This window comes from Marinobacter sp. MBR-105 (genome assembly GCF_053628895.1).
The window spans coordinates 60,753-87,631 of sequence record NZ_JBRJHG010000002.1 but is presented as its reverse complement, the minus strand read 5'-3'; the positions used below and the strand labels follow the sequence as shown (position 1 = coordinate 87,631).

23 protein-coding genes are annotated in these 26,879 nt (G+C 59.1%); 14 read left to right on the top strand and 9 right to left on the bottom strand.

What is annotated here, in order from left to right:
- Positions 1 to 26 precede the first annotated feature (26 nt).
- The 3 genes from ACSSVV_RS03385 to ACSSVV_RS03375 all read left to right on the top strand — a co-directional run bounded on the left by ACSSVV_RS03385 (position 27) and on the right by ACSSVV_RS03375 (position 6,887).
- The gene (locus ACSSVV_RS03385) at positions 27 to 3,329 is read left to right on the top strand and encodes a transglutaminase family protein (protein WP_454105576.1); all 3,303 of its coding nucleotides are present in this window, start codon (positions 27 to 29) and stop codon (positions 3,327 to 3,329) included.
- 89 nt (positions 3,330 to 3,418) lie between these two features.
- Positions 3,419 to 5,923 (top strand): circularly permuted type 2 ATP-grasp protein, encoded by a 2,505-nt coding sequence (locus ACSSVV_RS03380; protein ID WP_011786474.1) that lies wholly within the window; start codon positions 3,419 to 3,421, stop codon positions 5,921 to 5,923.
- Positions 5,924 to 5,933: 10 nt separating this feature from the next.
- Positions 5,934 to 6,887 carry a transglutaminase family protein gene (locus ACSSVV_RS03375; RefSeq protein ID WP_011786473.1) on the top strand — a complete coding sequence of 318 codons (954 nt, stop codon included), beginning with the start codon at positions 5,934 to 5,936 and terminating at the stop codon, positions 6,885 to 6,887.
- A gap of 43 nt (positions 6,888 to 6,930) precedes the next feature.
- Here the strand turns inward: ACSSVV_RS03375 and ACSSVV_RS03370 are convergent, their stop codons facing one another.
- The 7 genes from ACSSVV_RS03370 to ACSSVV_RS03340 form a co-directional block, all read right to left on the bottom strand.
- Positions 6,931 to 7,545 carry a DUF2894 domain-containing protein gene (locus ACSSVV_RS03370; protein WP_454105575.1) on the bottom strand — a complete coding sequence of 205 codons (615 nt, stop codon included), beginning with the start codon at positions 7,543 to 7,545 and terminating at the stop codon, positions 6,931 to 6,933.
- A gap of 2 nt (positions 7,546 to 7,547) precedes the next feature.
- The gene (locus ACSSVV_RS03365; protein ID WP_011786471.1) at positions 7,548 to 8,201 is read right to left on the bottom strand and encodes an OmpA family protein; all 654 of its coding nucleotides are present in this window, start codon (positions 8,199 to 8,201) and stop codon (positions 7,548 to 7,550) included.
- A complete protein-coding gene (locus ACSSVV_RS03360) occupies positions 8,201 to 10,273 on the bottom strand; it encodes a DUF802 domain-containing protein (protein ID WP_454105574.1) in 2,073 nt (690 codons plus the stop codon). The genes ACSSVV_RS03365 and ACSSVV_RS03360 overlap by 1 nt, the downstream gene beginning before the upstream one ends.
- The gene (locus tag ACSSVV_RS03355) at positions 10,270 to 10,971 is read right to left on the bottom strand and encodes a DUF3348 family protein (RefSeq protein ID WP_454105573.1); all 702 of its coding nucleotides are present in this window, start codon (positions 10,969 to 10,971) and stop codon (positions 10,270 to 10,272) included. The genes ACSSVV_RS03360 and ACSSVV_RS03355 overlap by 4 nt, the downstream gene beginning before the upstream one ends.
- Before the next feature lie 90 nt (positions 10,972 to 11,061).
- On the bottom strand, positions 11,062 to 12,297 hold the full coding sequence (locus tag ACSSVV_RS03350) for an MFS transporter (protein WP_011786468.1): 1,236 nt from the start codon (positions 12,295 to 12,297) through the stop codon (positions 11,062 to 11,064).
- 57 nt (positions 12,298 to 12,354) lie between these two features.
- Complete coding sequence (locus tag ACSSVV_RS03345; RefSeq protein ID WP_011786467.1) at positions 12,355 to 13,377, bottom strand: hypothetical protein; 1,023 nt, start codon at positions 13,375 to 13,377, stop codon at positions 12,355 to 12,357.
- A gap of 68 nt (positions 13,378 to 13,445) precedes the next feature.
- Positions 13,446 to 14,219 carry an SGNH/GDSL hydrolase family protein gene (locus ACSSVV_RS03340; RefSeq protein ID WP_454105572.1) on the bottom strand — a complete coding sequence of 258 codons (774 nt, stop codon included), beginning with the start codon at positions 14,217 to 14,219 and terminating at the stop codon, positions 13,446 to 13,448.
- A gap of 255 nt (positions 14,220 to 14,474) precedes the next feature.
- On the opposite strand from ACSSVV_RS03340, the gene ACSSVV_RS03335 reads away from it, so the two are divergent.
- Both ACSSVV_RS03335 and ACSSVV_RS03330 read left to right on the top strand, forming a co-directional pair.
- Positions 14,475 to 15,434 carry a DnaJ C-terminal domain-containing protein gene (locus ACSSVV_RS03335; protein WP_113880316.1) on the top strand — a complete coding sequence of 320 codons (960 nt, stop codon included), beginning with the start codon at positions 14,475 to 14,477 and terminating at the stop codon, positions 15,432 to 15,434.
- An 11-nt stretch (positions 15,435 to 15,445) separates the two neighbouring features.
- Positions 15,446 to 15,790, top strand: coding sequence for a chaperone modulator CbpM (locus ACSSVV_RS03330; RefSeq protein ID WP_011786464.1), 345 nt, complete (start codon positions 15,446 to 15,448; stop codon positions 15,788 to 15,790).
- Between the two features lie 32 nt (positions 15,791 to 15,822).
- On the opposite strand, the gene ACSSVV_RS03325 is transcribed toward ACSSVV_RS03330, so the two are convergent.
- Positions 15,823 to 15,999: a DUF6435 family protein gene (locus ACSSVV_RS03325; RefSeq protein ID WP_113880360.1), complete on the bottom strand. Its 177-nt coding sequence runs from the start codon at positions 15,997 to 15,999 to the stop codon at positions 15,823 to 15,825.
- Between the two features lie 183 nt (positions 16,000 to 16,182).
- Between ACSSVV_RS03325 and ACSSVV_RS03320 the strand changes: the two genes are divergently transcribed.
- From ACSSVV_RS03320 to ACSSVV_RS03295, 6 genes are all read left to right on the top strand, one after another.
- Positions 16,183 to 18,123: a methyl-accepting chemotaxis protein gene (locus tag ACSSVV_RS03320; RefSeq protein ID WP_454105571.1), complete on the top strand. Its 1,941-nt coding sequence runs from the start codon at positions 16,183 to 16,185 to the stop codon at positions 18,121 to 18,123.
- Between the two features lie 169 nt (positions 18,124 to 18,292).
- Positions 18,293 to 19,717, top strand: coding sequence for a DUF5666 domain-containing protein (locus ACSSVV_RS03315; RefSeq protein ID WP_114434569.1), 1,425 nt, complete (start codon positions 18,293 to 18,295; stop codon positions 19,715 to 19,717).
- Between the two features lie 78 nt (positions 19,718 to 19,795).
- On the top strand, positions 19,796 to 20,644 hold the full coding sequence (locus ACSSVV_RS03310) for a DUF6502 family protein (RefSeq protein ID WP_113880318.1): 849 nt from the start codon (positions 19,796 to 19,798) through the stop codon (positions 20,642 to 20,644).
- Complete coding sequence (locus ACSSVV_RS03305; RefSeq protein ID WP_113880319.1) at positions 20,644 to 21,039, top strand: DUF6502 family protein; 396 nt, start codon at positions 20,644 to 20,646, stop codon at positions 21,037 to 21,039. Before ACSSVV_RS03310 ends, ACSSVV_RS03305 begins: the two co-directional genes overlap by 1 nt.
- Positions 21,040 to 21,078: 39 nt before the next feature.
- Positions 21,079 to 22,533: a DUF5666 domain-containing protein gene (locus tag ACSSVV_RS03300; protein WP_454105570.1), complete on the top strand. Its 1,455-nt coding sequence runs from the start codon at positions 21,079 to 21,081 to the stop codon at positions 22,531 to 22,533.
- A 9-nt stretch (positions 22,534 to 22,542) separates the two neighbouring features.
- A complete protein-coding gene (locus ACSSVV_RS03295) occupies positions 22,543 to 23,136 on the top strand; it encodes an acyl carrier protein phosphodiesterase (RefSeq protein WP_454105569.1) in 594 nt (197 codons plus the stop codon).
- Here the strand turns inward: ACSSVV_RS03295 and ACSSVV_RS03290 are convergent.
- Positions 23,119 to 24,084: an NAD(P)H-dependent flavin oxidoreductase gene (locus ACSSVV_RS03290; RefSeq protein ID WP_454105568.1), complete on the bottom strand. Its 966-nt coding sequence runs from the start codon at positions 24,082 to 24,084 to the stop codon at positions 23,119 to 23,121. The genes ACSSVV_RS03295 and ACSSVV_RS03290 overlap by 18 nt on opposite strands.
- A 123-nt stretch (positions 24,085 to 24,207) precedes the next feature.
- On the opposite strand from ACSSVV_RS03290, the gene ACSSVV_RS03285 reads away from it, so the two are divergent.
- The 3 genes from ACSSVV_RS03285 (at position 24,208) to ACSSVV_RS03275 (ending at position 26,832) form a co-directional block, all read left to right on the top strand.
- Positions 24,208 to 24,936 carry a DsbA family protein gene (locus ACSSVV_RS03285; RefSeq protein WP_454105567.1) on the top strand — a complete coding sequence of 243 codons (729 nt, stop codon included), beginning with the start codon at positions 24,208 to 24,210 and terminating at the stop codon, positions 24,934 to 24,936.
- A 121-nt stretch (positions 24,937 to 25,057) separates the two neighbouring features.
- Entirely contained in the window at positions 25,058 to 26,077 is a 1,020-nt protein-coding gene (gene trhO, locus ACSSVV_RS03280; RefSeq protein ID WP_011786454.1) for an oxygen-dependent tRNA uridine(34) hydroxylase TrhO, read from the top strand.
- A 23-nt stretch (positions 26,078 to 26,100) separates the two neighbouring features.
- Positions 26,101 to 26,832: a DUF481 domain-containing protein gene (locus tag ACSSVV_RS03275; RefSeq protein WP_022992418.1), complete on the top strand. Its 732-nt coding sequence runs from the start codon at positions 26,101 to 26,103 to the stop codon at positions 26,830 to 26,832.
- Positions 26,833 to 26,879 lie beyond the last annotated feature (47 nt).

Here is a 26,879-nt window from a genome sequence, read left to right as displayed (position 1 = left end):
CACTATTCGCCTGCGAGATAGGTTCCATGTCGATTCACGTTGCCCTGAGTCATACCACCCATTATCGCTACGAGCGCCCGATTACCCTGGGCCCTCAGATTGTTCGTTTGCGACCCTGTCCACATGCGCGCACCCGGATTCTCAGTTACTCGCTGAAGGTTGAGCCCGAAGGTCACTTCCTGAACTGGCAACAGGACCCGCAGGCCAACTATCTGGCCCGGCTGGTGTTTCCGGAAAAGACCGACGAGCTGAAAATCACGGTGGACCTGGTTGCCGAGATGGCCGTGATCAACCCTTTCGATTTCTTTCTGGAACCCCGGGCGGAGACCATTCCCTTCGACTATGAGGAATGGCAGACGGCGGAGCTGGCGCCTTACTTGCAGAAACTGCCGGAAACACCGGAATTCCGGAAGTGGATGGCCACCATAGACCGCAAGGAAACGCCCAGCGTCGATTTCCTGGTGGGCGTAAACCAGCGGCTTGCCAACCGGATCGATTATCTGATCCGGATGGAGCCGGGCGTACAGACGCCGGAAGAGACCCTGAAAAAAGGGTCCGGATCCTGTCGGGATTCCACCTGGTTGCTGGTCCAGACTCTCCGGCACCTGGGCCTGGCGGCGCGGTTCGTCTCTGGCTACCTGATTCAGCTCAAGGCAGACCTGAAAGCCCTGGATGGTCCCTCGGGCGCGGAGGAAGACTTCACTGACCTGCACGCCTGGTGCGAGGTCTTCCTGCCCGGCGCCGGTTGGGTGGGACTGGATCCGACGTCTGGCCTGTTTGCCGGTGAAGGGCATATTCCGCTGGCCTGCAGCCCGGATCCGTCCTCGGCGGCGCCCATTTCCGGCATGGTGGAAGACTGCGAGGTCGAATTTGAGCATCAGATGAGCGTCCAGCGCATCTGGGAAGCGCCGCGGGTGACCAAACCCTACACCGAGGAGCAGTGGCAACGCATTGTGGATCTGGGGCATGAGGTGGACGAACGCCTGACCGAGCTGGATGTGCGCTTGACCCAGGGCGGTGAACCCACCTTCGTGGCCAATCACGACCGTGATGAGCCGGAGTGGAACACCGAGGCGATGGGCCCCACCAAGCGGAAAAAGGCCATCGAGCTCTACCATCGGATGCGGGACCGGTATGGAGCCGGTGGGCTGGTGCACTTTGGCCAGGGCAAGTGGTACCCGGGCGAGCCGCTGCCACGGTGGTCCCTGAACTGTTTCTGGCGCAAGGATGGTGAACCAATCTGGCAGGATGAACGGTGGCTGGCGGACGAGCGTACTGAAGGCAAGGCAAACCCGGAAGATGCTCACCGGTTTTTGGGGGCCCTGGCGAGGGAACTGGGTGTCGATGAAAAGCACCTGTTCCCTGGGTTCGAGGATGTCTTTTATTACCTGTGGCGGGAACGACGGCTGCCGGTCAACGTCGATCCCTTCGATGCCAGGCTCGACAATGCCCTGGAACGGAAGCAGCTTCAGCAAATTTTCAGCCGGGGGCTGGATAAGCCCGTCGGCTACGTGCTGCCACTGCGTGTTTCCGAAAAGGAGAAGGCCTGGGAGACCGGACCCTGGTTCCTGCGCAGTGAGCGCTGCTATCTGATTCCGGGCGGCTCACCCATGGGCCACCGACTGCCGCTGGACAGCCAGCCCTGGGTGGAAGAAGCGGATTACCCCTGGATACACGAGCAGGACCCGTTTGCCCCCCGTGGTCCGTTGCCCGCCAGTGAGCAGATCCGTCAATGGAACAGCCGAAGCCAGTCTGGCCAGCCGTCTTCGGAGCGGAAGCCGCCGGCAAAAGGCAAGTCGGCCCCCGAGATTGTCCGCACGGCCCTGTGTGTTGAGCCCCGGGAGGGCATCCTTCGCGTTTTCATGCCGCCGCTGGCGGAGCTGGAACCCTATCTTGTGCTGGTCTCGGCCATCGAGAAAACCGCCGCAGAGCTCAAACAACCGGTCTTGCTGGAAGGCTATGAGCCACCTTCCGACCCACGGTTGAGTCATTTCCGGATTACCCCGGATCCGGGGGTGATCGAAGTGAATGTGCAGCCGGTCAAGACCTGGGACGAATTGGTAGAGCAGACCGAGACGCTCTATGCAGACGCCTACGAATGCCGGCTTACGTCTGAGAAGTTCATGATGGACGGCCGTCATACCGGTACCGGTGGCGGCAACCATTTTGTGCTGGGTTCGCAAACGGCCGAAGATTCTCCGTTCCTGCGGCGCCCGGATCTGTTGCGCAGCCTGATCAGCTACTGGCACAACCATCCCAGTCTGTCCTACCTGTTCTCCGGCCTGTTCATTGGCCCCAGTTCCCAGGCCCCCAGGATTGACGAGGCCCGCAATGACCACGTGTTCGAAATGGAGCTGGCCTTCAAGGAGATGGAGCGGTTATGCCCGGTGGGCAAGAAAATCGCGCCCTGGATGGTGGACCGCTTGCTCCGGGACCTGCTCACCGATGTCACCGGCAACACCCACCGGGCCGAGTTCTGTATCGACAAGCTCTATTCCCCGGACGGTCCGGGCGGGCGTCACGGTTTGCTGGAGCTGCGTGCCTTCGAGATGCCGCCCCATGCCCGCATGAGCCTGACCCAGCAGCTGCTGTTGCGCGCGCTGGTGGCACGCTTCTGGGAGCAACCCTACAAGCCGCCAGGGCTGGTGCGCTGGGGCACCGAACTGCACGACCGGTTCCTGCTGCCTCACTATGTCTGGCAGGATTTCGAAGATGTGATCGACGATATGAAGGCCCGTGGTTACCCGCTGGAGAGCGAGTGGTTCGCGCCCCATTTCGAGTTCCGGTTCCCCCGGATCGGCGACTACAAGGTCAAGGGCATCACCCTTGAACTGCGATCCGCCCTGGAGCCCTGGCACGTCACCGGTGAGCACGGTGCAATTGGTGGCACTGCCCGTTATGTGGATTCCTCCCTGGAGCGTCTGCAGGTGAGGGTGCGCGGTGCTGCGCCGGATCGTTACCAGATCACCTGTAATCAGGTGCCTCTGCCACTTCAGCCTACCGGCATGGTGGGCGAGTCGGTCGCCGGGGTCCGTTACCGGGCCTGGCAGCCGTCGCAGTGCATGCACCCGACCATCGGGGTGGATGGGCCGCTGGTGTTTGATATCGTGGACACCTGGAACGAACGCAGTCTGGGCGGGTGTGAGTATCACGTGACCCATCCCGGTGGCCGGAATTTCGAGACGCTGCCGGTGAATTCGTTCGAGGCTGAAGGCCGCCGTATGGCGCGTTTCTTCCGGATGGGACACAGCTCAGGCCAGCAACCCCTGCGGCCGGTGCCGGAGCACCGGGAGTTCCCGTTCACCCTGGATTTGCGGTATCACAAATAACATGTGTGAACTTACCGTTTGATACTGGCTCAGGGGGCTGGAAAGCGGCTATGCTTCCAGCTCATTGACTAACGGAGCCCGAATTCACGGTGGCGAAGCAGCGCGCAGTAACGGACATCCTCCGCCAGTACCATCCGGTGCCGGATCGGTTTGATGAGCTTGGTTCCCTGGGTTCCGGGCCAAAGCCCCATTGGCGGCCGTTGTTGCAACAGTTGAACCTTGAGTCGGTCGCCGGTCTCAATCTCAGGGCTCAGGCGGTTTCCAGCGCGATTGCCGAAGACGGGGTAACCTACAACGTCTACGAAGATCCCCGTGGCGATACCCGGCCCTGGGAGGTCGATCTGCTGCCGCTGGTTCTGGGCGCGGATGAGTGGCAATGGCTTTCGAAAGCGGTCGCCCAGCGAGCTGAACTGCTGGACAGCGTTCTGGGCGATCTGTATGGCGATCAGGCGTTGCTCAAAGAGGGGTTGATGCCGCCGGCCCTGGTTTACGGTCAGGCTGGTTTTCAATGGCCCTGCCAGGGCATACAGCCGGTGAGTGGCCGCTTCCTTCACCTTTATGCAGTGGACTTGGCGCGGGCGCCGGATGGCGGCTGGTGGGTGATGGCGGACAGGACCCAGGCCCCTTCGGGGGCGGGTTACGCCCTGCAAAACCGGTTGGTCATCTCCCGGGCGTTCCCCGCGCCCTTCCACAACCTGCCAGTGACCAACCTGGCGGAATTCTTCCAGGGGTTCCAGAACAGTCTTGCGAGCATGTCTCCGGCGCGAAATGAGACCGCGTTGTGTGTGCTTCTGACACCGGGCCGTTTTAACGAAACCTATTTCGAACACGTATTTCTTGCCCGCTACCTCGGTTTACCTCTGGTGGAAGGTCAGGATCTCACCGTGCGCGATGACACGGTCTACCTGAAAACACTTCAGGGCCTGCGTCGTGTGCATGCCATCTATCGCCGGCTCGATGATGGCTTTTGTGATCCGCTGGAACTCCGTGCCGATTCCGTGTTGGGTATCCCCGGCTTGCTGGGTGCTGTGCGAGCCGGCAAAGTGCTGATGGCAAACGCCCTGGGCTCCGGCGTTCTTGAAAGTGCGGCGCTGTTCGGTTTTCTGCCGGAGATTTCAAAAAAACTGCTGGGTTCACCTCTGGCTATGCCATCCGTGGCCTCCTGGTGGTGTGGTGAAAAACCCGCGTTGGACTATGTCATTGAGCACCTCGATGAACTGGTCATCAAACCGGCATTTGCGAGTATGCGCATGGAGCCGGTGTTCGGTTATCAGATGAAGGGGGCAGAACGGACCGCACTCATCAAGAAGATGAATGCCCACCCCCATGCTTTTGTCGGGCAGGAGTTGGTTCACCTTTCTCAGGCCCCGGTCTGGAAGGGTGATCAGAACCAGCCGCTGGCAACCCGGTCTATTGGCCTGCGCCTGTTCGCGGCGGCCACGCCCTCCGGCTGGCGGGTGATGCCCGGTGGATTGACCCGTGTCGCCATGGATGAGGGCGTGGAGGTCATCTCCATGCAGCGGGGCGGGTTGTCGAAGGATACCTGGGTACAGTCGCGTTACACTGCGCCATCCAAATCGCTGATCAAGAAACGGTTGCAGGTTTCCGACCTGCTGGATGGCGAGCGGGACACTCCGTCCCGTGTGGGCGAAAATCTGTTCTGGATGGGCCGACATTCTGAGCGGGCGGAAGGCACGGCTCGCTTGCTGAGGGCGGCGTTCAACCGGTTGTCGGGGCACGATCAGGCCAGTGAGGAGGCACTGCTTGGGCTCCAGCAGGCGGCCGAGCAGTTCGGTACGCTTCCTGAGCCGGAAAAAGATGCCGTACCCGAGCCCCTCCCCGAGGCTTTGCTGAGAGCAGTAAGTGACCAGGAATCCCCGGGGTCGATTGCGTCGATCATCCAGGCCTTGCTGTTCAATGCCAGCCAGGTCCGGGATCGGTTATCCACAGACAACTGGCACACACTCAACCGGGTCGGGAAACCTCTCAGTCCGGCGCCGGCGACGCCAGAACAATCAATCCGGGCGTTGAATCTGGTGTTGCTGGATTGCATATCGCTGGCTGGATTTGCCATGGATGACATTACGCGGGACGCCAGTTGGGTTTTCCTGGTGATCGGGCGGCGCCTGGAGCGGTTGGCCAATCTGTGCACCCTGATTTGTGTGCCGCTGTTCAGTGACCGTTTCAGTCGTAACGCCATGCTGGAGTGGCTGCTGGAAGTGGCAAACTCGGAAGTGACCTACCGGACCCGATATCGCCGGACACCAGAGCTTCTGGGGGTGCTTCACACCATTGTGATCGACGCGAGCAACCCCCATTCTGTGATGTTCCAGTTGCGCCAGTTGCAGAAGGATTTACCCGAAATGGGTCAGAAAACCGGACAGCTGTTTTCCCCGGATCTGAACGACTCCCTGCGTCGTTTACAAGGGTTGGATCTGCACCCGTTTGAGCGCAAGCATCCGGATCAGGCCTGCGGAGCTCTGGCAGAGCTCTTGTGTGATATCCGGTCAGAAGCCTATCGTGTATCGGATGAAATCCAACGGCAGTGTTTTATTCACACCCGGTATTCCGACCGGCCGGTGAAAGCGGATTAAGGCGCCTGTCATGACATTTGTCCGTTACCATGTGCGTCATGAGACCCTCTACCACTACGACCAGGTGGTGGGTGAGTCTCATCACCTGCTCAGGCTGACTCCGCGGGCGCTGCCCTGGCAGAGGAATCTTGAGCATCACCTGGCGATCTCACCGGATCCATCGGCACGTCGTTCCTTCCTGGACTGCTTTGGCAACCGGATTACCAAGATTCATTTCACTGGTGATCACGACTATCTGGAGATCATCAGCGAGTTCTGGGTGGAGCTGCGCGATCGACCGAAGCCGTCGGCAACTGCGGCAAAAGTACCCTGGGAAAGCGTGCGTGACAGCCTGCGGTATCGGGCGGACAGGACGTTTTCGCCGGCACATCTCGAAGCCACGGCGTTCCGGTTTGTGTCCACCAACGTACCCATCGATTCCCAGTACGCCGCTTATGCACGCGAGGCATTTCTCCCCGGACGCCCCCTGGTGGAAGCAGCGGATGCCCTGATGCGGATGATCCATCGCGACTTCCGCTTCGATGCGACGGCGACCGAAACCTTCACCCCGGTGGAGCAGGCGTTCAAGGCCCGTCGTGGGGTCTGCCAGGATTTCTCCCATATTATGATCGCCTGCCTGCGTTCGGTGGGACTGGCGGCCCGTTACATGAGTGGTTATATCCTGACTCACCCGCCGGAAGGAAAGGAGCGGCTGGTCGGTGCCGATGCCACCCATGCCTGGGTAGCGGTGTTCGTGCCGGATTTCGGTTGGCTGGAGTTGGACCCCACCAACGCGCTGAGGCCCGACCTGGAGCACATTACCCTCGGCTGGGGGCGAGACTTCTCCGATATAACGCCGATGCGGGGCGTGTTGCTGGGCGGTGGTGACCATGAACCGGAGATTGCCGTGACCGTTGTTCCGGAGGAGGAGTTTGCCTCGCTATACGGAGATGGAGAAACCTACCTGGAAGAACTCTCTCCCTGAGTTGAGGCCGTCATTCACTGCCAGGGCTAAAACAAAGCATTGTCTAGCCCTTTCTCGCCAGCCGCTCCAACGTCAACAACGTATCGGTGTAACGAGCAAATCGTGCCAGATACTCCGGTGACAACGTCTGCATCTCAGCAATAGCACGGCTTACCAACCGATGCGCGTTCATCGGCCCCGCTTCTTTCGGTGTGCTTTCAATGGCGTGTCGAATTCGCTCGGCAATAACGTGATGGCCCTGGTTTGCCTGGGCTCTGATCATGGCTTTCAGGGGGCGCGGGTTATTGGGTGCTGAGGCTGGATGTGCCTTTGGCGGCTCTTGTGGCGACTGCCCGAATACCCGTTGTTCCAGAACCGACTGCGGCGCTTCAACCGATGCCTCTGGGGTTTCATTCAGCTGGTTCAGCAACCCGGAAAGAGGCGAATTGCCGCCGACATCGGGGGTGGGCTCATCGCGCTGCCCGGCACTGTCCAGCCTTGCCTGATAGTCCGATATCGCCTGTTCCAGCTTCCGCCAGTGCGTCGTTCCCTTATGCAGCCCCTTTGCGCGCAGTCTTTGCTCGAAAGACTCCAGATAGCGGAATCGAACCGGGTCATTCTGATGGGCGCCGTTTTGCCTCAAGCTTTCCAGCAAGGAGGGGCCGGGGGCTTCGCTCATGGTCAATCACCTTCCCCGGTTTCAGTATCCTCAGCCGACGAAGGCGCCCGAGGCACGGTACTGATTTCCACCCGCCGGTTCTGGGCCCGGGATTCGGCATCGACATTGGGTACGGCCGGGTGGTGAGGACCAAAGGCGGCAGCGAATACCCGGTCATTGGGCAAGCCCAGCTCTGTGAGGGTTCGGGTAACCGTCAGGGCCCGCTGGGCCGACAGGCCCCAGTTGTCCTGATAACGGTTGCCCGGATGCATCGGCAAGTCGTCGGTGAATCCGCTCACCATCAGCAGTTCATCGTGCTGTTCCAGGTAGGCCTGTAGCGGGCGAATCAGTGATTCCAGTACTTCTTCACCTTCGGCCTGCAACTGGTCTGAATTCAGCTCGAACAATACGTTACCGCTGATGCCGATACGGCCATCGCGGAACGTCACCAGACCTTTGGTGAGCGGATCTTCGAGAGCTTGCTCCAGAGCCATCCGGCGCTGTTCTTCGGCTTCCCGCTTCTCGATCTCCTCGGCCAGGGACTGGCTGAGCTCCAGCTGAATGCCGATCACCCACACAAGAATCAGCGCCAGAATACCCACAAGCGCCGCCATCAGGTCCGAGAAAATAGCCCAGACCGGTGCCGATTGCTGTTCGCCGCCTTCCAGCTGTTCCATCACCCGGCCTCGCTGGATTCTGCCCGGCGCAGCGCCGCAGCGGCATCAATCACATCTTTCTGGGCACTGACGCTGAGATCAATCACCTCGCGGGCCTGGGCGACGTAGTAGGCCAGTTGCTCATCGTGCCGATTGCCGGCCTTGTCCAGCGCTGCCTGGATGTCCGCCAGGCCGGCGATGACCTGCTGGTTGGACTGGCTGAACAGCTCAATGGCCTGCATGAACGCATCGCTCAGGGCGCCGACTTCCTGGCTGCTGCCGGTAATGTCGTTGCCCAGTTTGCCCAGTTGCTGGCTCTGTTCCTGGATCAGGGTGTTGAAGCGCTCGCTGATGCCGGTCAGGGTTTCGCCGGCGCCGCGGATCAGCGTATCCACCGCCTCCCGCTGACTGTCAGCGGTGCTGCGCTGGTTCTCCAGCAGGGTGTCCAGCTCCTGAACCAGTCGCTGGCGTTCCTCCAGCAGCTCGTTTTCCCGCTCGCTGTTGCGGGCGATTTCCGACTGCAGCTGTCGGATCACCTCGGCGGCGGCCTTCGGTGTTTCCGAAGCCGTCTCAATCAGGCGGGTCATGGGCGCTTCCAGTGCAGTGCCCAGCTCACTCAGGTGGCGTGCTGCTGTGGCTTCCAGTTGTTCCATTCGCTCGTTTGCAGCCCGGGCTCGTTCGCTTTCCTGTTCCCGGAGTTGATCGAGCTGAGCGCCAACGGTGCTGAGCAGTTCCGCCAGCCCGGCCTGTTGCTGCTCAATCAACCCGGTGCTGCTGGTCTGGAAATGGCTTTGGTATTGAGTCAGCGCCTCATTGAATGCTGCCAGCATGTCGTCACTTTGAGCCTGCTGTCGGGCCAGACCGGCCTGCCAGTGTTGCGACACCTCAGCTCCGGCATTGTTCAGGCGTTCACAGCTCTGTACCAGTTGTTGCTGCTGTTCCTTGAGCCAGGTTTGGTGCTGATCGTTGATGGCGCCAAGCCAGGTGTGGAGTTGTTCCTGCAACTGGCTTTGAGTTTGTTCGTTCTGCTTTGAGAGGGTCGCCAACGTCTCCTGGTTCTGGGCCTGCTGTGCAATCAGATTCTGCTGCCAGCGTTCGCCGGCTTCTGCAGTGGTTTTCTGGAAAGCGGCGGTCAGTTCCGCTAACTGCTGGCGGGCATCATTAGCCCAGCTTTGTTGAAGGCTGTGAGCATCTTTCTGAAGCTGCTCCATGGCATGGATAACAATGGGCTCAATCCGTTGCGAAGCCTGTTTTGCGCTGTCATCCAGCGCCGATTTCAGGGATTGGGCCACAGAATCGGCCAGTGTCTGGTAGTGGCTGCCGACCGTGCTGTGGAATTCCTGCTGGTTTCGGGTCAGGGACTGTTCCAGTTGCTGGCCGAGCTGCTCCATGCGTGCGGTCATGCGCTCCATGGCCGAGGCCATTTCGGGCAGGGCTTTGGCCTGGCTTTCCAGTGCCTGGAACGCCTGGTGGCGTTGATGATCTGCGGATAGATGATGCAGCTTGTCGCGCAGAGCACTATCCAGTGCGCGGGAAGCCTGCAACCGGTCCCGGCGGCTCAGGGTGGAGGCCAGCCCCAGCATGGCGGAGGCCGCCACGCCGGCAATGGAGGTGCCAAAGGCCAGGCTCAATCCGGCAATCGGCGCGGCCAGGGCGCTGCGAATGGCGCTGAGTTCGGTGCTGTTGTCCAGTGCCGAGGCGGCGCCGCCCAGGGTCACAATCATGCCCGCAAAGGTGCCCAGCAGGCCCAGCATCACCAGCAGGCCGGTCAGGTAGGGTGTCAGTTGCGGGCCGGGTAATGCGGCGGCATGGCCCTCGATTCGCCGTTGCACCGGGAACTGCATCGGGGCGGGCAGTGTGCCAAGCCAGTGGTTAACCTGCTCCTGGCTTTCAGGTAACTGATGAACCTGTGCGTTCAGTTCGCGGGTTTGTCGGCGGAAATTCACCAGTTCGCCAAAGCCGAGACAGTAAACGGCGCCAATCAGGCCGGTAAACGCCAGCGCCAGCAGGTCGGAACCGACAAATCCGGCACCAATCCAGGCTACCACGGCCAGGCCGATGGCAAACGCCAGGGTAAAGAACAGTTTACTCATGGGGTGTTGTTAACCTCTTTGTGGCAAGCCTCCAGCAAACCCAGAACCGGTTCCAGCCGAACATCCAGTTCAGCGAGTAACAAAGACTGCGCTTCCTCGCAGTAGCGGTGGAACCAGTCGGCCGTTGTGGCCGGGGTGGGGCTTTGCTCCGGGGTGGTCGATCGGTGCTCGAATCGTTGTTCAAGAACCTTGGGAATATGGGAAAAACACTGTGCGGTATACCCGGCCATTGTTTGATCAAACACGGCGTCCAATTCGGCCAGGTGGGCCAGCTTCGGGCCCTGATCTTTCATCGATTTTCGAACCTTGTCCCGCAACTGACGGCTGTTGGCCGCCACTTTGCGTTGCAGCGCCAGCCAGGCATTGAGAGCGGCTTCAAGCTCGGGTTCACCGTCAAACTCCAGATCGGCGCCAAACCCGCGAATACGCTGAACCAGTGCCCTGCGTATTGTCGCCAGCTCCTCGGTTAACCGCTCTACCGTGGCGCCCTGAGGCGTGCCTGGCTGTTTCGCCCGATAACCAATGGCCGCATCCAGAGTCATGGTGTCGCCCAGGCCAAATAGCCGGCTCAGGCGCTCTGCGAAGCAGGGCAACTGGCTGCCATCCAGCGTTGTCGCTGAATCATCCAGTTGGCGCAATAGCCTGGCTCTGGGACCAGTATTTGCCAGAGGTTGCGAGGGCATTGGCTGGGGTTTCACTCCGGTTTCCGCACAGGTAGCGTTCAAAGCTCGCTATTCTACTGGCTAAGCGGAGTGAATGATAATGACTGTAGCGTGAGAAATGAGCGCCTATCTGGCCTCAGGCACCGGCTCAGGCCGGCGCCAGGCAACCAGGAAAATCATCAGCCCGGCTACGGCGGTTGCAGCTCCTACGTAGCCAGTGGACTGCCAGCCGAAGCCGGCGGTAATGGCCATCCCGCCCAGCCATGGGCCCAGGGCATTGGCAAGATTGAATGCGGCGTGATGGGAGGCAGCCGCCAGAGTCTGGGCGCCGGTTGCCACATCCATCAGGTGGGTTTGCAGCGCCGGGCCCAGAGCCACCATTAAAGCGGTCAGGAAACAGACCACGAGCAAGACGGGCAATGAGCCTGTGGCAGAAGGAAAGACGCTCAGAATCATGGCGCTGAATACCAGGATCACGCCAACGGCCCGGAATTGCAGCCGGTCAAACAACCAGCCACCAAGCAGGTTGCCCACAAAACCGCCCAATCCGAATACCACCAGGGCCACGGGAATCCAGGCAGCATCCACTCGAGTGACTTCCAGCAGTGTCGGGGCAAGGTAACTGAACACAGCGAACATGCCTGCGAAACCGATAGCGCCAATGGCCAGTGCAAACCAGATTTGTGGTTTGTTAAAGGCGCGGATTTCGCTTAACGGGCTGTGCCTTTGTTCCTGAGGATTTTTGGGCAGGAACAGGGTTACCAGCACCGCGGTGAGTAAAGACACCAGGCCAACAAAACCAAAGGCATAGCGCCAGTCCATGGATTGCCCCATTACCGTGGCCAGGGGATTGCCGATCAGCAGTGCAAGAGTCAGCCCCATCATGATCTGGCTCACCGCCTTGGCCCGCTTGTGTACCGGCACCAGTGAGGCTGCCACGAGGGCCGCAACACCGAAGTAGGCGCCATGGGGCAGTCCGGCGATAAACCGGAAAAGCAGCAGGGATTCGTAATTGCTGGCCAGGGCACTGGCCAGGTTGCCCAGCGCGTAGAAGGGCATCAGTAGTATGAGCAACTGCCGCCGGAAAAGTTGCGCACCGAGAATGGCCAGAATGGGTGCACCGACCACCACGCCCAGCGCATAAGTGGAGATAAGATGACCTACCTGTGGTTCAGAAACGCCGAGATCCTGAGCAACATTGGGCATCAATCCCATAATGGCGAATTCACCGGTACCGATACCAAAGCCGCCCATCGCTAACGCAAAAACGATTAGCCAGGTCGGAAGGCCCGAATCGGGATTGTGGGTGGCGGCGCTCAATCTGATCTCCTTGATTTCATCAGGGAAGAGAAAGCCCGCCATTGTCAGGATTGGGTGCGCTAGCAGCTATAAGCGATTATGAGGATGGACGTTAGCTTACTAATTCAAGCCGTAGCGGCGTTCGCGCTCAAACCGGAAAAAGCCCTCTTCCTCTTCCCGTTCGATGGTCGGGGCAGAAAACCCGAAATGTTCCTGGCGAAGATCCGTTAACGCGGCCTCCAGTTGATCGCCGTTCAGGCGGTTCTCCAGGGCGCGTCTTTCGGCCATATAAGCTTTGCCTTTCTGCCATTTTTCCTCCCGGCGCTGGTCTTCCTCGGCCAACTGGCGAACGGTTTCTTCGGAGTAGCCTATCTGGCGGCGCAGAGCGTTGATGGTTTGCTGGCGTTTGTCTGCCGGCAGGCTGGCGAGTTGTTGTTGAACGCTGTCCATGGAGAACAGGGCGTGGCCGGTCGCACCGGAACCCGCCAGTTGCCGGGCCAGATCGGCACCATAGAGTTCGTCTGCGGTGGTCTGTAGCTGGTGAGCCAGTTCGGTCAGTGGCATCTGGTTGGCCTGGTCCAGCCGCGCCAGAGTCTGCTGGAACTGGTCCGATTTGGCTTCCACCGGGTTCTGCTCCTCGGCCCAGATCTGGCTTGCCAGGGGGCCGAAAATCGCTTCGCGTTGCTGCCAGAGCTCGGCGTAGCGTTCCATGTCCGGCAACCCCTGTAAACGAAGCTCGTGATTGTCGAGCCACCGGTTATACAGGTCCAGCTTGGCCATTAACGCGAAAATGCTGTCGGCCAGTTCCGGAAAGGCCGTGGTGACGGCGGACTGGAAAAGCTCGTCACCGGCATCCGGATAACGCGCCAACAGGTTTCGGCGTTCGTTATACAGACGTGCCTGGGTGGCCGGCTCGGTGATGGTGTCGCCGTACAGTTCCAGGTACTTAACGGCCAGTTCAACAACGCGTTGGTCGCCGCTTTGGGTTGGCTCGGTGGTGGGCGTCGCTGCCGCACGCGAGGGGGTGGAACCATTGGGTGCTTGCATAGCCGCCGGCTTTGATGACTCGGGCCAGTAATGAAAACCGCCCGCAATCACTAAGGCCAGGGCACCGAGCGCCAATACGGAATTGAGTGGTTTCATTGCAGCGGTCCTGCTATTGGTTTTGCCGAATGCGGTCCCGGCCGCCGTTCGGCCGGGACACCTGGGGCTCAGAGGAGCGGTTGCAGTTTCGGCCAGATCAGATCAGCGATCTTTTTCGAACCGCTATCCGCCGGGTGGATACCATCAAAGATGATGTCGCGGTCGTTGATTACCCAGCGCGGATCCACAAACGTGCAGTCCAGTACCGAGTTCTCGCAGGCCCTGGCCAGTGTGGCATTGCCGTAGTCCACTGCCTCTTTCATATCATCCAGCCGGAACAGGCCGTTTTTGGTGTAGTAGTAGCCGGTCAGAATGCCGTTCTGAACACCGGCTTCCGCCATCTCGTTCAGGAAATCGACGCCTTCCACATAGATATCATCGATGAAATCCCGGCATTGCTGGCTCAGACGCCCGAAGCGCCACCAGGGTGTCTTGCAGTTGTTGGAGTTGAAGGCAATCGCAGGAATCAGAATGTCATTCCCGCCGGCATCACCCACAATGGTTTTGATATCCGGGTTATCGGTAACTGCTTCCCGGAACTGATTGGGAATGGACGGGGCAATCAGCTCTCCGGACAGCTCTGCACCGGAGACCGTATAGCGCCGGAAGGTTTCGCCGGCTTTGGCCTCCAGCTGATTCTGGATTTCACCGGAGAGGGCCAAGATGGAATCACCAACGAAAACCACCTGGTCGTTGTCGGCGTCGGTTACCTTGTCGTTGCTGAGCAGATAGCCGAGCTCACTGCAGCCGGTAAACAGCAGGGCCGCGCCCAGCGCCATGGCTGGCTTGAAGGTTTTGCCCAGGAACCCGGGCAGGAACGAACGGTGTTCATTAGTTGTCATTGTTTGAACTCCTTGTGTAAGGGATAGACGGTCCGTCTATGGGTACTGCCTATTCAATATCGTCCACAGGCGCCGGTTTGCAGAATGGGAGAAGGGGCTTCGCGGTTGTCAGATCCGGCCATCTGGCGGTCATTGTGAACCGCATCTCACTGCTTGACCTGCCTCAAATGCCGCTCAGCCACGGCTTGTATTTTTTCCATCAGCGTCAAATATAGGTAGTCAGAGAAACCTCTTTGGTCAGATGCGAGGAGCGCCATGGATTTCAAAGACTATTACGCCGTCCTCGGTGTGAGTGAGTCTGCCACGCCCGAGGAGATCAAGAAGGCCTACCGTAAGCTGGCGCGGAAGTACCACCCGGATGTCAGCAAAGAGGCCGACGCGAGCGACCGTTTTAAAGATGTGGGCGAAGCGTATGAAGTGTTGAAAGATCCCGAAAAACGGGCCGAGTACGACCAGTTGCGCAAGTACGGTGCCCGCGCCGATGGCTCATTCCAGCCGCCACCGGGCTGGCAGAGTGCCTCCGGCTTTGGCGGTGGAGGATACACCGAGGCCGACGCTCGCCAGTTCAGTGATTTTTTTGAGGAAATCTTCGGCGGTGGCCGGCGTGGAGGCTTCGGGGGTGGCGGTTTTCGCCAGAGCATGAGAATGCGGGGCGAGGATGTGCATGCCCGGCTGGCCCTGTTTCTTGAAGAGGCTTTTAACGGTTGCGAGAAACAGGTGTCGTTCACGGTTCATGAACCGGATGACCATGGCCGCCTGATACCACGTCAGAAAACCCTGAAAGTAAAGATCCCCGCGGGAATGCGGGAAGGGCAGCACATCCGGCTCAAAGGCCAGGGCGCGCCCGGCGTTGGTGGCGGGGAGCCTGGCGATCTGTTTATCGAAGTGGAACTGGCGCCCCACCCGCACTTCAGTATTGAGGGCCGGGATGTGCTGGTTACCGTGCCCATTTCGCCGTGGGAAGCCGCCTTGGGGGCAACGGTCACAGTGCCAACGGTGAGCGGAAAGGTGAATGTGAAGGTGCCGAAGGGGGCCACCAGCGGGCGCAAACTCCGGCTCAAGGGCAAAGGCTTTCCGGGCAAACACCCGGGCGACCAGATTGTGGTACTACAAGTGGCTATGCCCGAACAGCACACGGCGGAAGCCGAAGCACTCTACGAGAAGCTGGCTGAGCTGGAGAAAGGCTTTAATCCGCGCAGCAAGCTGCACGTGTGAGGGAGGCGAACATGACGAGCAAAGACCGGATTCTGACGGTGGAAGTCACCGACACCGATGGCAGCACCTTCTCACTTCGGGAAATCTGCGAACGCGGGGACTGCCATGCAGAGTTTGTGATCAAACTGGTGGATTATGGAGTCATCGCGCCACTGGACGAGGTGCCGGAAATGCGCCAGTGGCAATTCGACGTGGCCGCACTGAGTCGCCTGCAGAAAGCGCTGCGCCTGCAGCGGGACCTGAAACTCAACCTGCCCGGGCTGGCCATGTCGCTGGAGCTGCTGGACGAAGTGCAGGACATGCGGCGGGAGGTGGACCGCCTGAACCAACGCATTCGTCAACTGATGGGCGAGTAGCGGTATTTTGTCCCGGGGGCTGAACGTCTGATTCAGCTCCCGGACTTTTCCAGTGCCTGTATTTCGGCGTAGATCTTCTCTGCCTCCTCCATCAGCGTGCCGTGACTGCGCAAATCGCCATTGCGCTGCGCATGCAGCGCTTTTGCGAGCTTTTCCTCATAGGCTTTCTGCAGTTTTTTCTTTGGATCGCTCTTCAGGAATCCCAGCATGGCCAGTTTCTCCACTTGGTGAGTGTCTCTGCATATACGCTATGTGGCCGGCGAAGTTCACACCGGCGCTTACATAAGCGCTCACATAGGCCCGCCTTTTGCTATACATAAAGATAGAACGTCGGCAGGGAGCCGGTTGTCGGTGTGCAGGAAGCGTCGCGCGCGAACGCTAGCGGAGTCCCTATGTCCATACGTTTTTTCAAACACCTCGTGACCAGTCGTCTTTTGCGACCGGTGTTTATTGTGCTGCTGGTGGCTGGCCTGATACAGGTCGTTGTCAGCCAATGGTTGATATCGAGCCAGGTTGAGCGCCTGGTCGAGACCGCAGGCACAGCGCTGGAGGCCAGCAGCAATAATGTCAGCGCCTCGTTTGGCGAAACTCGTGAGGATGTCCGGGGCCGTCTGGAGCGCATGCGCCAGAAAACCACCGACGAACTCTCCGCGGAACTCACGCGCCAGCAGACCGAGCAGCAGGAGCGCGTGGCCGGTAATGTTCGCACAGCCGTTATGGCGGAAGCCCAAGGCCTGGCTGACGTATTGGCGGCGGTGGCAGCACCTTTGATCTGGGACCGTGACATCCCCCGCCTGACCGATCTGGTGGAACTGGCGGATGCCAGGGATTCTGTTCTGTTTGCGATTTACTACGATCAGTATGGCGAGCGTCTGACCCGATACGTTGATCGGACCGACGATCGCGTTCGCACTCTGATGGAGCAGGGTGAGGGCCGGGGTGCTGCAAACCGGGTCCTGGATGCCGCCAGCAGGGACCCCGATGTGGTGATTATCAGTGCTGATATTGCGCCACAGGGATCGGCCATCGGCGAGTTGAAGCTCGGGTTGTCACTGGAAGGCATCAATCGTGACCTGGCCCAGCTCGAGGCGGAATTCGGGGCAACCATTGCGGGCAGTATTGACGCACTCAGAGAAACGCTGGGCACAGAAACGGAGCAGGTGAACCAACGGTTGCAGCAACAGCTCGCAGGCATGGACTCCGAAACCCGCACCAGCATGGAAAACACCGTGCAGGCGCTGAACGATGAAGCCGCCAGTCTGTCCACCAAGCTGTCGCTTCTGGCCGTGGTGTCGGTCGTGACTCTGGTTGTGCTGGTGGCAGTGGTACTGGGCGGCGGCGTACTGCCCAGAATTTACCGTCTTAGCCAGGCCATCTGGGGTATTGCCGACGGCGAAGCCGATCTCACCCGGAGAGTCACACTCAAAGGCAAGGATGAACTGACGGAAATGGGGCACGGGGTAAACCGGTTCATTGCTCGGATCCAGGAACTGGTCTCAGACGTCAAGGCCTCGGCAGAGTCCGCCGCCGGTCAGGCGGAGGCCCAGCGTGATATCAGCCGCCGCGCTGTGGCCGCAGTGAATCGTCAGGAGCAGGACGTCGCCCAGGTTTCCGGCACCATGGAGACCATGTCCCGGAGTATTTCCGAAGTCGCCGGCGATGTGCAGGACATTGCCGGGGAAGTCCGGAACGTCAGCGCCGAAAGTGCGGCCACGGCGGAGATATCCCGTGAAGTGCGTGATCGTCTCGACAAGGTCGTGCGGAATGTTGAGCAGGCGGTTACGGCGGTTCATCAGCTAGATACCCAGAGCAAAGAGATTGGCTCGGTATTGTCCGTGATCGGAGCCATTGCGGAGCAGACCAACCTGCTGGCACTGAATGCCGCCATCGAAGCCGCACGCGCTGGTGAATCCGGCCGCGGGTTTGCGGTGGTGGCGGATGAAGTGCGTACCCTGGCCAGCCGAACCCAGGAGTCGACCACCGAGATTCAGGCCATCATCGAACGGTTGCAGCAGGGCAGTCGCCAGGCAGTCAGCACCATCGGTGAGGTATCCGGGCAGGTCACCGAATCCTCGGCCGAGTTTCACCGTGCCGATGAGCACTTAGACCGTATTAACCAACTGCTGGTCAGCCTTCAGGAAAGGGCCCTGGGGATCTCCCGGGTGGCGGAAGATCAGAGTGGCCACGCCAGCGAAGTCAGCGTTAGCGTCCGTGACATCGCAGATTCCTCCCGGGAAACCGTTGATTCCATAACGCGCTCGGACGAGGCCAGCGGCGAGATCGCCAGAACCCTGTCGGCCCTGCAAACAAAGGCATCCCAGTTCCGGGTCTAGCGGGCCCGGACACTTCTACCGGAACGATTCACGAAATTGTCATCTTCCTGAACTGGACAAATTTAAAATTTGGGATTATTTTCCCATTTAAATATTTGGGAAAATAATCCCAGATAATGTGGCGCTGAAAAAGGCGCCGGATTCTGTCAAATCAGTCGGGAGAAGGAAGATGAAGCGCAACGGCCTTTCAAAAGCAATCAAGTTGGTTCTGGTCGGTACATTAGCCAGCGGTCTGGCCGCCTGTGGTGGCGGCGGCTCTGGCTCCTCCGGTTCAGTAAGCACCGGTGCCAACGCCGAGGGCACCAGTGTGGGTGCCGTCACCGGTTTTGGCAGTGTCTACGTCAACGGCACCCGGTTCGCCACCGATGGCAGCGTGACCAGTGACGACGGGATCGAGCGGGAGGATCAGCTGGAAAAAGGCATGGTGCTCAAGGTTAAAGGCAGCTGGGATTCACGCGGCCAGGGGCAGGCGAGTGATATCCGTTACGACGATACCCTCCGTGGGCCACTCACCGGCGCAAGCTGGGACTCCGTTGCAGCTGCGGGTGAATTGCAGCTGCTGGGGCAGACGGTTGCGCTGACCAACCAGACGGTATTCCGGGGGGCAACACCCGACACGCTTGCGGCTAACCCTACCGGTTACCGGGTGCGCGTGAGCGGCTGGCGACTGGACGATGGTAGCTTCCGGGCCAGCTATGTAGGCGCCAGAGCAATCGGCATGGACTTCGATGACGACAACGAAGTCGAACTGGAAGGGGTAGTTCAGAATCTGGATGCGATGGCACAGACCTTCACCATCAATGGCTTCAATGTCGATTACCAGCTGGCCACCGGTGATGATGACTTTGATCTGGATGACCTGAGTAACGGCATGACGGTAGAAGTGGAAGGTTATCTGCAGGGCGCCACCTTGATGGCCCGAGAAATTGACGACGAAGATGACCTCTTTGACGACAACGACGATGTCGAAATCTCCGGTGATATTTACGATTACGACAGCACCGCCCGCACCTTCCGCATCAATGGCGTACTGGTGCAGATTGATGGTGACACCGACTTTGACGACATCAGCGCCGGTAGCTTGCAGGATGGCGTGTTCGTAAAAGTGGAGGGCGACTACCGAAACGGCGTTTTGCTGGCCGATGAAATCGAAGGCCGTGAGGGCGATGCCGAGCTGGATGGCCAGATCGAACAGATCGACCTCAGCAATGAGTTGCTGGTTGTCAGTGGCGTTCGCGTACAGCTCACCGCCAACACCTTGATTGATGACGACGACGATGATGACGACCGCCGTAACCGGGTGGACGACATCAATGCTTTCAATGTTGGCGATTACGTGGAAGTGGAAGGCCGTCAGCGCGCGGACTACCTGGAAGCCTTCACCATTGAACGGGAAGACGGCGACGACGATGACGACTTTGAGCTGGAAGCCCGGGTCGATGCCCTTGGCAGCAACTCCGTTACCTTCATGAATCTGGAAATTCTTCAGGGTAATTTCAGTCTTTCCGGCGTTCGGGTAGGCGATGAGGTGGAAGCGGAATATCGCAAAACCACCGGTGGCCAGTACGAACTGGTTGAAAATCTCGACGACTGATCGATAACACTGGCGCGGGCCGCAACCAACAGGGCCCGCGCTGGCTTTTACGATCACGATGGGAATACAATCCCAAACATGACCGACGCCAAGACCAAATCCCTGCACCAAGCGCTGTTTCGCATTCTGCGCCCGATGGCCAGGCTGCTGCTGCGTAACGGGATTCCCTTTGGTGAGTTTTCGGAGCTGGTGAAGCGGGCCTATGTGGAAGCGGCGCTGGAAGATTTTTCCGATGGCCGCCGTAAACCGACCGATTCCCGGGCGGCCGTCATGACCGGGCTGACCCGTAAGGAAGTACGCAAACAGCGGGAGATCCTGGCGGGCGAAAACCCGGTTCGGGAAACCACCTCCCACGCCAACCGGGCCTCACGAGTGGTCTCCGGCTGGGTTCACGACATCGGTTTCCAGGCTAGTAACGGAGAACCCGCCGCCCTGGCCTTTGAAGGCCAGGGCAGCTTCAGTGAGCTGGTTCGAAAATACAGCGGCGACATGACGCCACGGGCCGTACTGGATGAGCTGCAACGTGTAGGAGTGGTCAGTGTGGATGTGGACAGCGGCCAGTTGCACCTGAAACAACGAGCCTATGTTCCCACCGGAGACAGCGAAGAAATGCTCCAGATCTTCGGCGAAGACGTATCTGATCTTGTAGCCACCATTGATCACAACCTGGTGAGCGGTGAACACGGGCAGCAACCCCTGTTTCAGCGAACGCTCACGTACAACGGTATTCCACCAGGCGTCATCAGTGAGTGGCGCGAGCGTGCCGCAAGGCAGTCCCAGGCCCTGCTGGAAGAACTGGATAGCTGGCTTGGGCCCCACGACCGTGGAGTATCCGGCCGGGAGGGCGGCGAATCGGTTCGGACCGGCCTGAGCATTTTCTATTTTGAAGAGCCGGTTCAGATGAACAAGAGCGGAGACAAGGAATAATGGTGCTCTCAGTCATGGCCGGACAAATAGACCGTTGGCAACCTACAGAACTGGTCAGCATGCTGCTCTCCCCGGGCGCACGCCAGGTGGTGAACAGCTGGCTGAAAACCGACGTTTTTCTGGATGAACAGCACCACCCCCGAATGCTGCTTTCCATGCCCCACGATCCCCAGTCATTTGCAGATCTAGTCCAGGCGGCGAACCCCAATCTGGTGCCCGCTGTTGTTCTGAACGAACTGCTCCGAAAGGGCATCGTGGAATCCCTGGAAAGCGGTCATGTTCTGTTAAAACGCAGCGCCTATGCTCCCCTGGGAGAGAAAGGCACCGATCACATCGGCGACTACGACACGGATTCCGACTTCGACAACCGTCGCCGACGCCACAGCGATCCCTGATGATAGCGTGCCGGCCCGGATGGCCTGCAGGAGAAGACAATGTCCAGAAGCCTACCCAGCCATAACCTGCTCAAGTTCACCGCCATTCCCCTGGCCCTTGGCATCCTCAGCGCCTGTGGCGGAGGCGGCGGTGGCGGCATCGGTATTGCCGATGGCGGCATTCGTGGCACCGGCTCCAGTGTCGGCCCGGTGTCCGGGTTCGGGAGTGTGTTTGTGAATGGGGTGAAGTTTGAGACCCGGAACATACCGAATCGAAGCGTAGACAGTAATGATGACATCTCGAGTGAGGACAAGCTTGAGAAAGGTATGATTCTTCGGGTCGAGGGTGTCTGGCGGCCGGACAACACCGGTGAAGCCGAGCGGCTGGAATACGATGATACCTTCCGCGGCCCAATATCGGATGTCGTTCTTCCCGATGCTGCGAATAACACCCCCGGCAGCTTCCGGTTGCTGGGACAGAATATCCGTTTTGATAATCGAACCGTGGTTCGCGTCGGCAATGGCGAACTGACCGATGGCATGACGGTGCGTGTCAGTGCCTGGCGAACCGGCGATGGCTACCGGGCAAGTTATGTCGGTTCGGTAACGACCGGTCCCGATTTCCCTCTGGAGCTTGAAGGGCAAATTGAGGAAGTAAATCAGGAGGGGTTCCGGATCGGTGATCAATGGATTCAAGGTCGCTTTACTGCCGGTTATCCCGGAAATCTCACGATTAATGATGTGTTGGTCGGAGCACTGGTAGAAGTAGAAGGCAGGTTCCTGTCGCCCGGTAGAGATATTATTGCTGCTGAAATCCGGTTTGCTGATGACCGCCGGTTCCGGGGCGATGAGGATGAGGATATTGAACTGTCCGGGCCGGTGCAGTCACTGAACCTTTCGGGATCGACGTTCCTGCTCAACGGTGTGCCGGTCGATTTCGATAGCAAGACCGAATTTGATGATTTCTCGCGTTCCCGCATTGCCGATGGCCTGCTGGTTCAGGTGGAGGGCGAATTCAGATCCGGCCGGGTATACGCGGAAGAAATTGAATTGCTGGAAGGTAACGCGGAAGTTGAAGCGGCGGTTCAGAGTGCTGACCCTTCGGCCAACGAGCTGATTGTAGGTGGCGTAACGGTCCGGATCACCAACAACACGTTGATCGATTCGGATGACGATATCACCAACAATGTCTTTGATGCCGATTTTCTTGAGGTTGAAGGTATTGAGCGACGAGACGAAAACGATCAGGTCTTTCTGGAAGCGCTCAACATCGAGATTGAGTCCGCCGAAGATGAGTTTTCGCTGAAAGGCCGGCTCGAGACCGGGAACTATCCTCTTGTAACAGGCACCGTGAAGGTACTGGGTGTCAGCTTGTTATACGATGAGGGCGCCTACACGGAGGTGGAGAATGACGATGACGAGGATTGGCGTGATTGCAGTGTCGTGAGCATTGACTACGAACAAAGTGGCAATCAATTCCGAGCCTTGGGTATCGAGTGCGAAGATGACGATTGAGGCCGCCTGATGAACCACCTCGCCCACACCTTCCTCGCCCCGGACTCACCGGAGGCGAGAGTGGGCAGTATTCTCGGGGATTTTACCCGGGGACTGGACTGGGATCATGTGCCGTCGCCGGTGCTTGCAGGCGTGCGGCACCACCTGGCGGTTGATGTATTCACCGATCAGCATCCGCAGGTGCTGGCCAGTAAATGCCTGTTCTCAAGGGAGCGCCGGCGCTTTGCCGGCGTGGCTCTGGATATCCTCTACGACCACTTCCTGCTCCGGCACTGGGAACAGTTCAGTGACTGGGACAAAGATACCTTTATCCGGACCGTATACCGGGATCTGCAAAACCACCAGGCGCTGATGCCCGACAACATGGCGGTGGTGACCCGTCGCATGGTCGAGCATGACTGGTTTGGCGCCTATCAGGATCTGGACAACATCGGCTATGCCCTCGATCGCGTGGCCAGCCGAATCCGCTTTGCCAACCGGTTTACCGGCATCATCGACGAAATCCGGGCCAATGAATCGGAACTGGAGGAACATTTTCTGGCCTTCTTTCCGGAACTTCAGGCCTTCGCCAACCGCTATCCGGAATCATCCCATCAGGCGTGAACGGGCCTGCTGATATTCCGCTTCCAGACGCTGAACCAGTGCCTCAACCGACACCACATCGTTAATCTGACTCACACCCTGACCGGCGGACCAGACGGTCTTCCAGGCCTTGGCCTCATCGTCCATGGGCTTGAGCTTCTCGCCGTAGTTCACATCGCCGGCCTGGTTCAGCTTCTGCATATCAAAGCCAGCGGCCTCCAGGCTCTGGCGCATAAAGCTGGCCGGTACACCGGACACCGCCGGGGTATGGATGATATCCGCTGATACGGCTTTGATGATCATGTTCCGATAGGCATCCTCTGCCTCGGATTCCTCGGTATTGATAAACCGTGTGCCCATATAGGCCAGATCTGCCCCCAGCGCCTGGGCTGCCAACAGATCCTCTCCGTGGGACAAACCGCCGGCCAGCAAAATGGTGCCATCGAACACCTCACGGATTTCATGCACCAGTACAAACGGGTTGGTGGTACCGGCATGGCCACCGGCGCCGGCGCTGACCGCAATGATGCCATCCACCCCGGCTTCTGCCGCCTTGCGGGCGTGTTTCTGATTGGTGACATCGTGGAATACCAGCCCGCCGTAACTGTGCACGGCTTCCACCACCTGGCTGGCGGCGCCCAGGGAGGTAATGACAATTGGCACCTGATGTTTTACACAAAGCTCCAGATCCGCTTGCCAGCGCGGGTTGGTGCGGTGAACCACCAAATTCACGGCATAGGGCGCGGTTGTCGCGCTTGGTTGCTGCGCTTGCCATTGCGCCAGCTCGTCATTCATCTGCATCAGCCATTGCTCGAAACCCTCACTGCTGCGCTGGTTCAGGGCCGGAAAGCTGCCTACGATGCCGGCTTTGCAACAGGCAAGGGCCAGGCGGGGTGAGGAAATCAGAAACATGGGGGCGGCAATTAACGGAAGACGAAGCTGATTTTGGAGCTGTGCGGGAATTGGCATGTTGAGTCCTTGATTTTTATTGGAACTTTCTCAAGCTATGGGGGATCTTAGCCTGTTCCCGCAGAGCCGCGAAACCGGTTTTCTGAGATAGTGTGTTATTAACCTCTAGACAAGGAGCCCGTCATGGGTGAAGCAAAACGACGTAAACAGACCGGCGCCCCCTCGCCGCGCAACACGCAGGGCCGCAAATCACTGATCATCGTCCTGTCACTGGTGATCGGGGTGGCCGTCATCGCTGGCCTGTACTTCGTCACCAAACCACCGGCACCCAGCTCCGACGCACTTCCCGTGGCGGCCCCTAACGCCGACGAATTCCCGGCCATTGTTGACCAGTACGGCATTTCCGTTGGCAGCGAAGATGCGCCGGTTGTCGTCCGCGAGTTCGCCGACTACCAGTGCCCGGCCTGCGCCCGCTTCGCCGAAGCCAGCCAGCGCCTCAAGAAGGAATATGTGGAGTCCGGTAGAGTCCGTTTCGTCTATTTCGACCTGCCTCTGCGCCAGCACCAGAACGCCATGCCCGCCGCCCTGGCCGCCCGTTGTGCGGGTGATCAGGACCAGTACTGGGCCATGCACGACAAACTTTACGGTTCCCAAATCGACTGGAGTGGCTCCAACGACCCGACGGCCACCTTCACCCGCTATGCCAACGACCTTGGCCTGGAAGAACGCCGCTTCCGCCGCTGCATGGAAACCGAACTGCATAGGGAAGCTGTCGAGCAAAGCCTGCAAGTGGCCGTCCAGCTCCGGGTTGCCAGCACCCCGACAGTCATGGTCGATAACATCCAGTTGACCCGCCCCGGCTGGGGCCAGTTGTCGGCGGTTGTAGAACGGGAGTTGGCCAAAGCGGAGTAATGCGGCCATCCGCAACTTGCATCGGGGGCCTGGTTGATTAAACTTTGCCCCTCGCGCCCACCGGCCGTGACAAATATCAAATCATGCTCCGGATTTACGATCCGGCCCGCAGGAGAAAACCATGAGCAACGAAATCGTCGTCTGCGCACTCTACAAGTTCGCAGTCCTCAATGATTACAAAGATCTACGCCAGCCCTTGCTGAACCTGATGCTGGAAAAGGGCGTGCACGGCACCCTGCTGCTGGCCCGCGAAGGCATCAATGGAACCATCGCCGGCAGCCGAGAAGGCATCGACGCTGTGAAAGCGTGGATTGGCAAAGACGACCGCTTCAACGGCATCGACTACAAAGAATCCTTCGTCGATATCCAGCCGTTCAAACGCACCAAGGTCAAACTCAAGAAAGAAATCGTCACCATGGGCGTCGATGGCATCGACCCGAAGCGGATTGTCGGCACCTACGTGGAGCCGCAACAATGGAACGATCTGATCTCTGATCCGGACGTTGTCCTGGTCGACACCCGTAACCAGTACGAAGTCGAGATCGGCACTTTCAAAAACGCCGTCAATCCGGCCACTGACACCTTCCGCGAGTTTCCCGAGTATGTGAAGCAGAACCTCGACCCGCAGAAGCACAAAAAAGTTGCCATGTTCTGCACCGGCGGTATCCGCTGCGAGAAGTCTACGGCTTATCTGAAAGAGCAGGGCTTCGAAGAGGTGTATCACCTCAAGGGCGGCATCCTGAAGTACCTGGAAGAGGTTCCTCAGGAGCAGAGTCTGTGGCAGGGTGAGTGTTTCGTATTTGACGACCGGGTAACGGTGAATCACAACCTGGAACGTGGCGAATACGACCAGTGCCACGCCTGTCGCCGGCCGATTACCGAGGCCGACAAACAGCGCCCGGAATATGAACAGGGTGTCAGTTGCCACCAGTGCATCGACAGCCTGACCGAAGAACAGAAAGCCCGTTTCAAGGAGCGTGAGCGCCAGATGCGCCTGGCCCGTGAGCGGGGAGAAGAACACGTCGGCGGCGAGGCCGCACGCATTATTGCTGAGCGAAAGGCCCGCAAGAAGGCCGAACGGGAAGCACAGGCGCGCAGGAGTCTGGAGGGGGAAAAGCAGCGTAAGTCTGCTGTGAATTAACAGCCCCTGAGTAAGGAGACAGTATGTTGATCAGAAAACCCCTGGCGGTTGCCTGCCTGGTGGTGGCCCCCGTGGCCTGGGCCCAGGAAAGCGGCAACGTCGAAGGTGAGGCTGAGCTTGGCATTTTGCTGACCTCTGGCAACACCGAAGAAACCAAGGTGAATGGTCGGCTGGCTCTCAAACATGAGACAACGATGTGGCGGAATACCGGCGAGTTCAGCTCCCGGTACACCGAAGCTGACGACGAAACCACCGCAGAGGAATATCAGGCTGCGCTGGAATCCGACTACAAGTTCGATGAGCAACAATACTGGTTTGTCAGAGGTTCCTGGGAAGACGATCGTTTCTCCGGTTACGACTTCGAGTCTACCTTGAGCACTGGTTACGGAAACCGAGTCTGGCAGGTGGGAGAGCGATCGTTCCTCGACCTTTCTGGAGGCCTGGGTTATCGGTATAACAAGCTTGAAGAGGTGAATGACGATGGCGACGACGCCGAAAAGGAAGCGATCGCAAGATTAGCCGCCCATTTCGACTACGCCTTATCCGACACCGCCCTGTTCCGGCAGAAGCTCAGTACCGAAATCGGACTGGATGAGAACAACACCATCAGCCAGTCCGAAACGTCCCTGCAGACCAGTATCGTGGGTTCGCTGTCGATGAAAGCGGCGTTCCGCGTAAAGCATGTATCCGATGCGCCCGCCGGTACTGACAAGACCGACACAGAAACGTCGTTGTCGTTGCTGTACGGGTTCTGACACATCCGGTAGCCACAAACAAAAACGGGGCAGGGAAAGAATCCTCT

Coding starts and splice junctions, on each gene's coding strand:
- ACSSVV_RS03385 (WP_454105576.1), top strand. CDS start 27: ATGTCGATTCACGTTGCCCTGAGTCATACCACCCATTATCGCTACGAG.
- ACSSVV_RS03375 (WP_011786473.1), top strand. CDS start 5,934: ATGACATTTGTCCGTTACCATGTGCGTCATGAGACCCTCTACCACTAC.
- ACSSVV_RS03370 (WP_454105575.1), bottom strand. CDS start 7,545: ATGAGCGAAGCCCCCGGCCCCTCCTTGCTGGAAAGCTTGAGGCAAAAC.
- ACSSVV_RS03365 (WP_011786471.1), bottom strand. CDS start 8,201: ATGGAACAGCTGGAAGGCGGCGAACAGCAATCGGCACCGGTCTGGGCT.
- ACSSVV_RS03360 (WP_454105574.1), bottom strand. CDS start 10,273: ATGAGTAAACTGTTCTTTACCCTGGCGTTTGCCATCGGCCTGGCCGTG.
- ACSSVV_RS03350 (WP_011786468.1), bottom strand. CDS start 12,297: ATGGCGGGCTTTCTCTTCCCTGATGAAATCAAGGAGATCAGATTGAGC.
- ACSSVV_RS03345 (WP_011786467.1), bottom strand. CDS start 13,377: ATGAAACCACTCAATTCCGTATTGGCGCTCGGTGCCCTGGCCTTAGTG.
- ACSSVV_RS03340 (WP_454105572.1), bottom strand. CDS start 14,219: ATGACAACTAATGAACACCGTTCGTTCCTGCCCGGGTTCCTGGGCAAA.
- ACSSVV_RS03335 (WP_113880316.1), top strand. CDS start 14,475: ATGGATTTCAAAGACTATTACGCCGTCCTCGGTGTGAGTGAGTCTGCC.
- ACSSVV_RS03330 (WP_011786464.1), top strand. CDS start 15,446: ATGACGAGCAAAGACCGGATTCTGACGGTGGAAGTCACCGACACCGAT.
- ACSSVV_RS03325 (WP_113880360.1), bottom strand. CDS start 15,999: ATGCTGGGATTCCTGAAGAGCGATCCAAAGAAAAAACTGCAGAAAGCC.
- ACSSVV_RS03320 (WP_454105571.1), top strand. CDS start 16,183: ATGTCCATACGTTTTTTCAAACACCTCGTGACCAGTCGTCTTTTGCGA.
- ACSSVV_RS03315 (WP_114434569.1), top strand. CDS start 18,293: ATGAAGCGCAACGGCCTTTCAAAAGCAATCAAGTTGGTTCTGGTCGGT.
- ACSSVV_RS03310 (WP_113880318.1), top strand. CDS start 19,796: ATGACCGACGCCAAGACCAAATCCCTGCACCAAGCGCTGTTTCGCATT.
- ACSSVV_RS03305 (WP_113880319.1), top strand. CDS start 20,644: ATGGTGCTCTCAGTCATGGCCGGACAAATAGACCGTTGGCAACCTACA.
- ACSSVV_RS03300 (WP_454105570.1), top strand. CDS start 21,079: ATGTCCAGAAGCCTACCCAGCCATAACCTGCTCAAGTTCACCGCCATT.
- ACSSVV_RS03295 (WP_454105569.1), top strand. CDS start 22,543: ATGAACCACCTCGCCCACACCTTCCTCGCCCCGGACTCACCGGAGGCG.
- ACSSVV_RS03290 (WP_454105568.1), bottom strand. CDS start 24,084: ATGCCAATTCCCGCACAGCTCCAAAATCAGCTTCGTCTTCCGTTAATT.
- ACSSVV_RS03285 (WP_454105567.1), top strand. CDS start 24,208: ATGGGTGAAGCAAAACGACGTAAACAGACCGGCGCCCCCTCGCCGCGC.
- trhO (WP_011786454.1), top strand. CDS start 25,058: ATGAGCAACGAAATCGTCGTCTGCGCACTCTACAAGTTCGCAGTCCTC.
- ACSSVV_RS03275 (WP_022992418.1), top strand. CDS start 26,101: ATGTTGATCAGAAAACCCCTGGCGGTTGCCTGCCTGGTGGTGGCCCCC.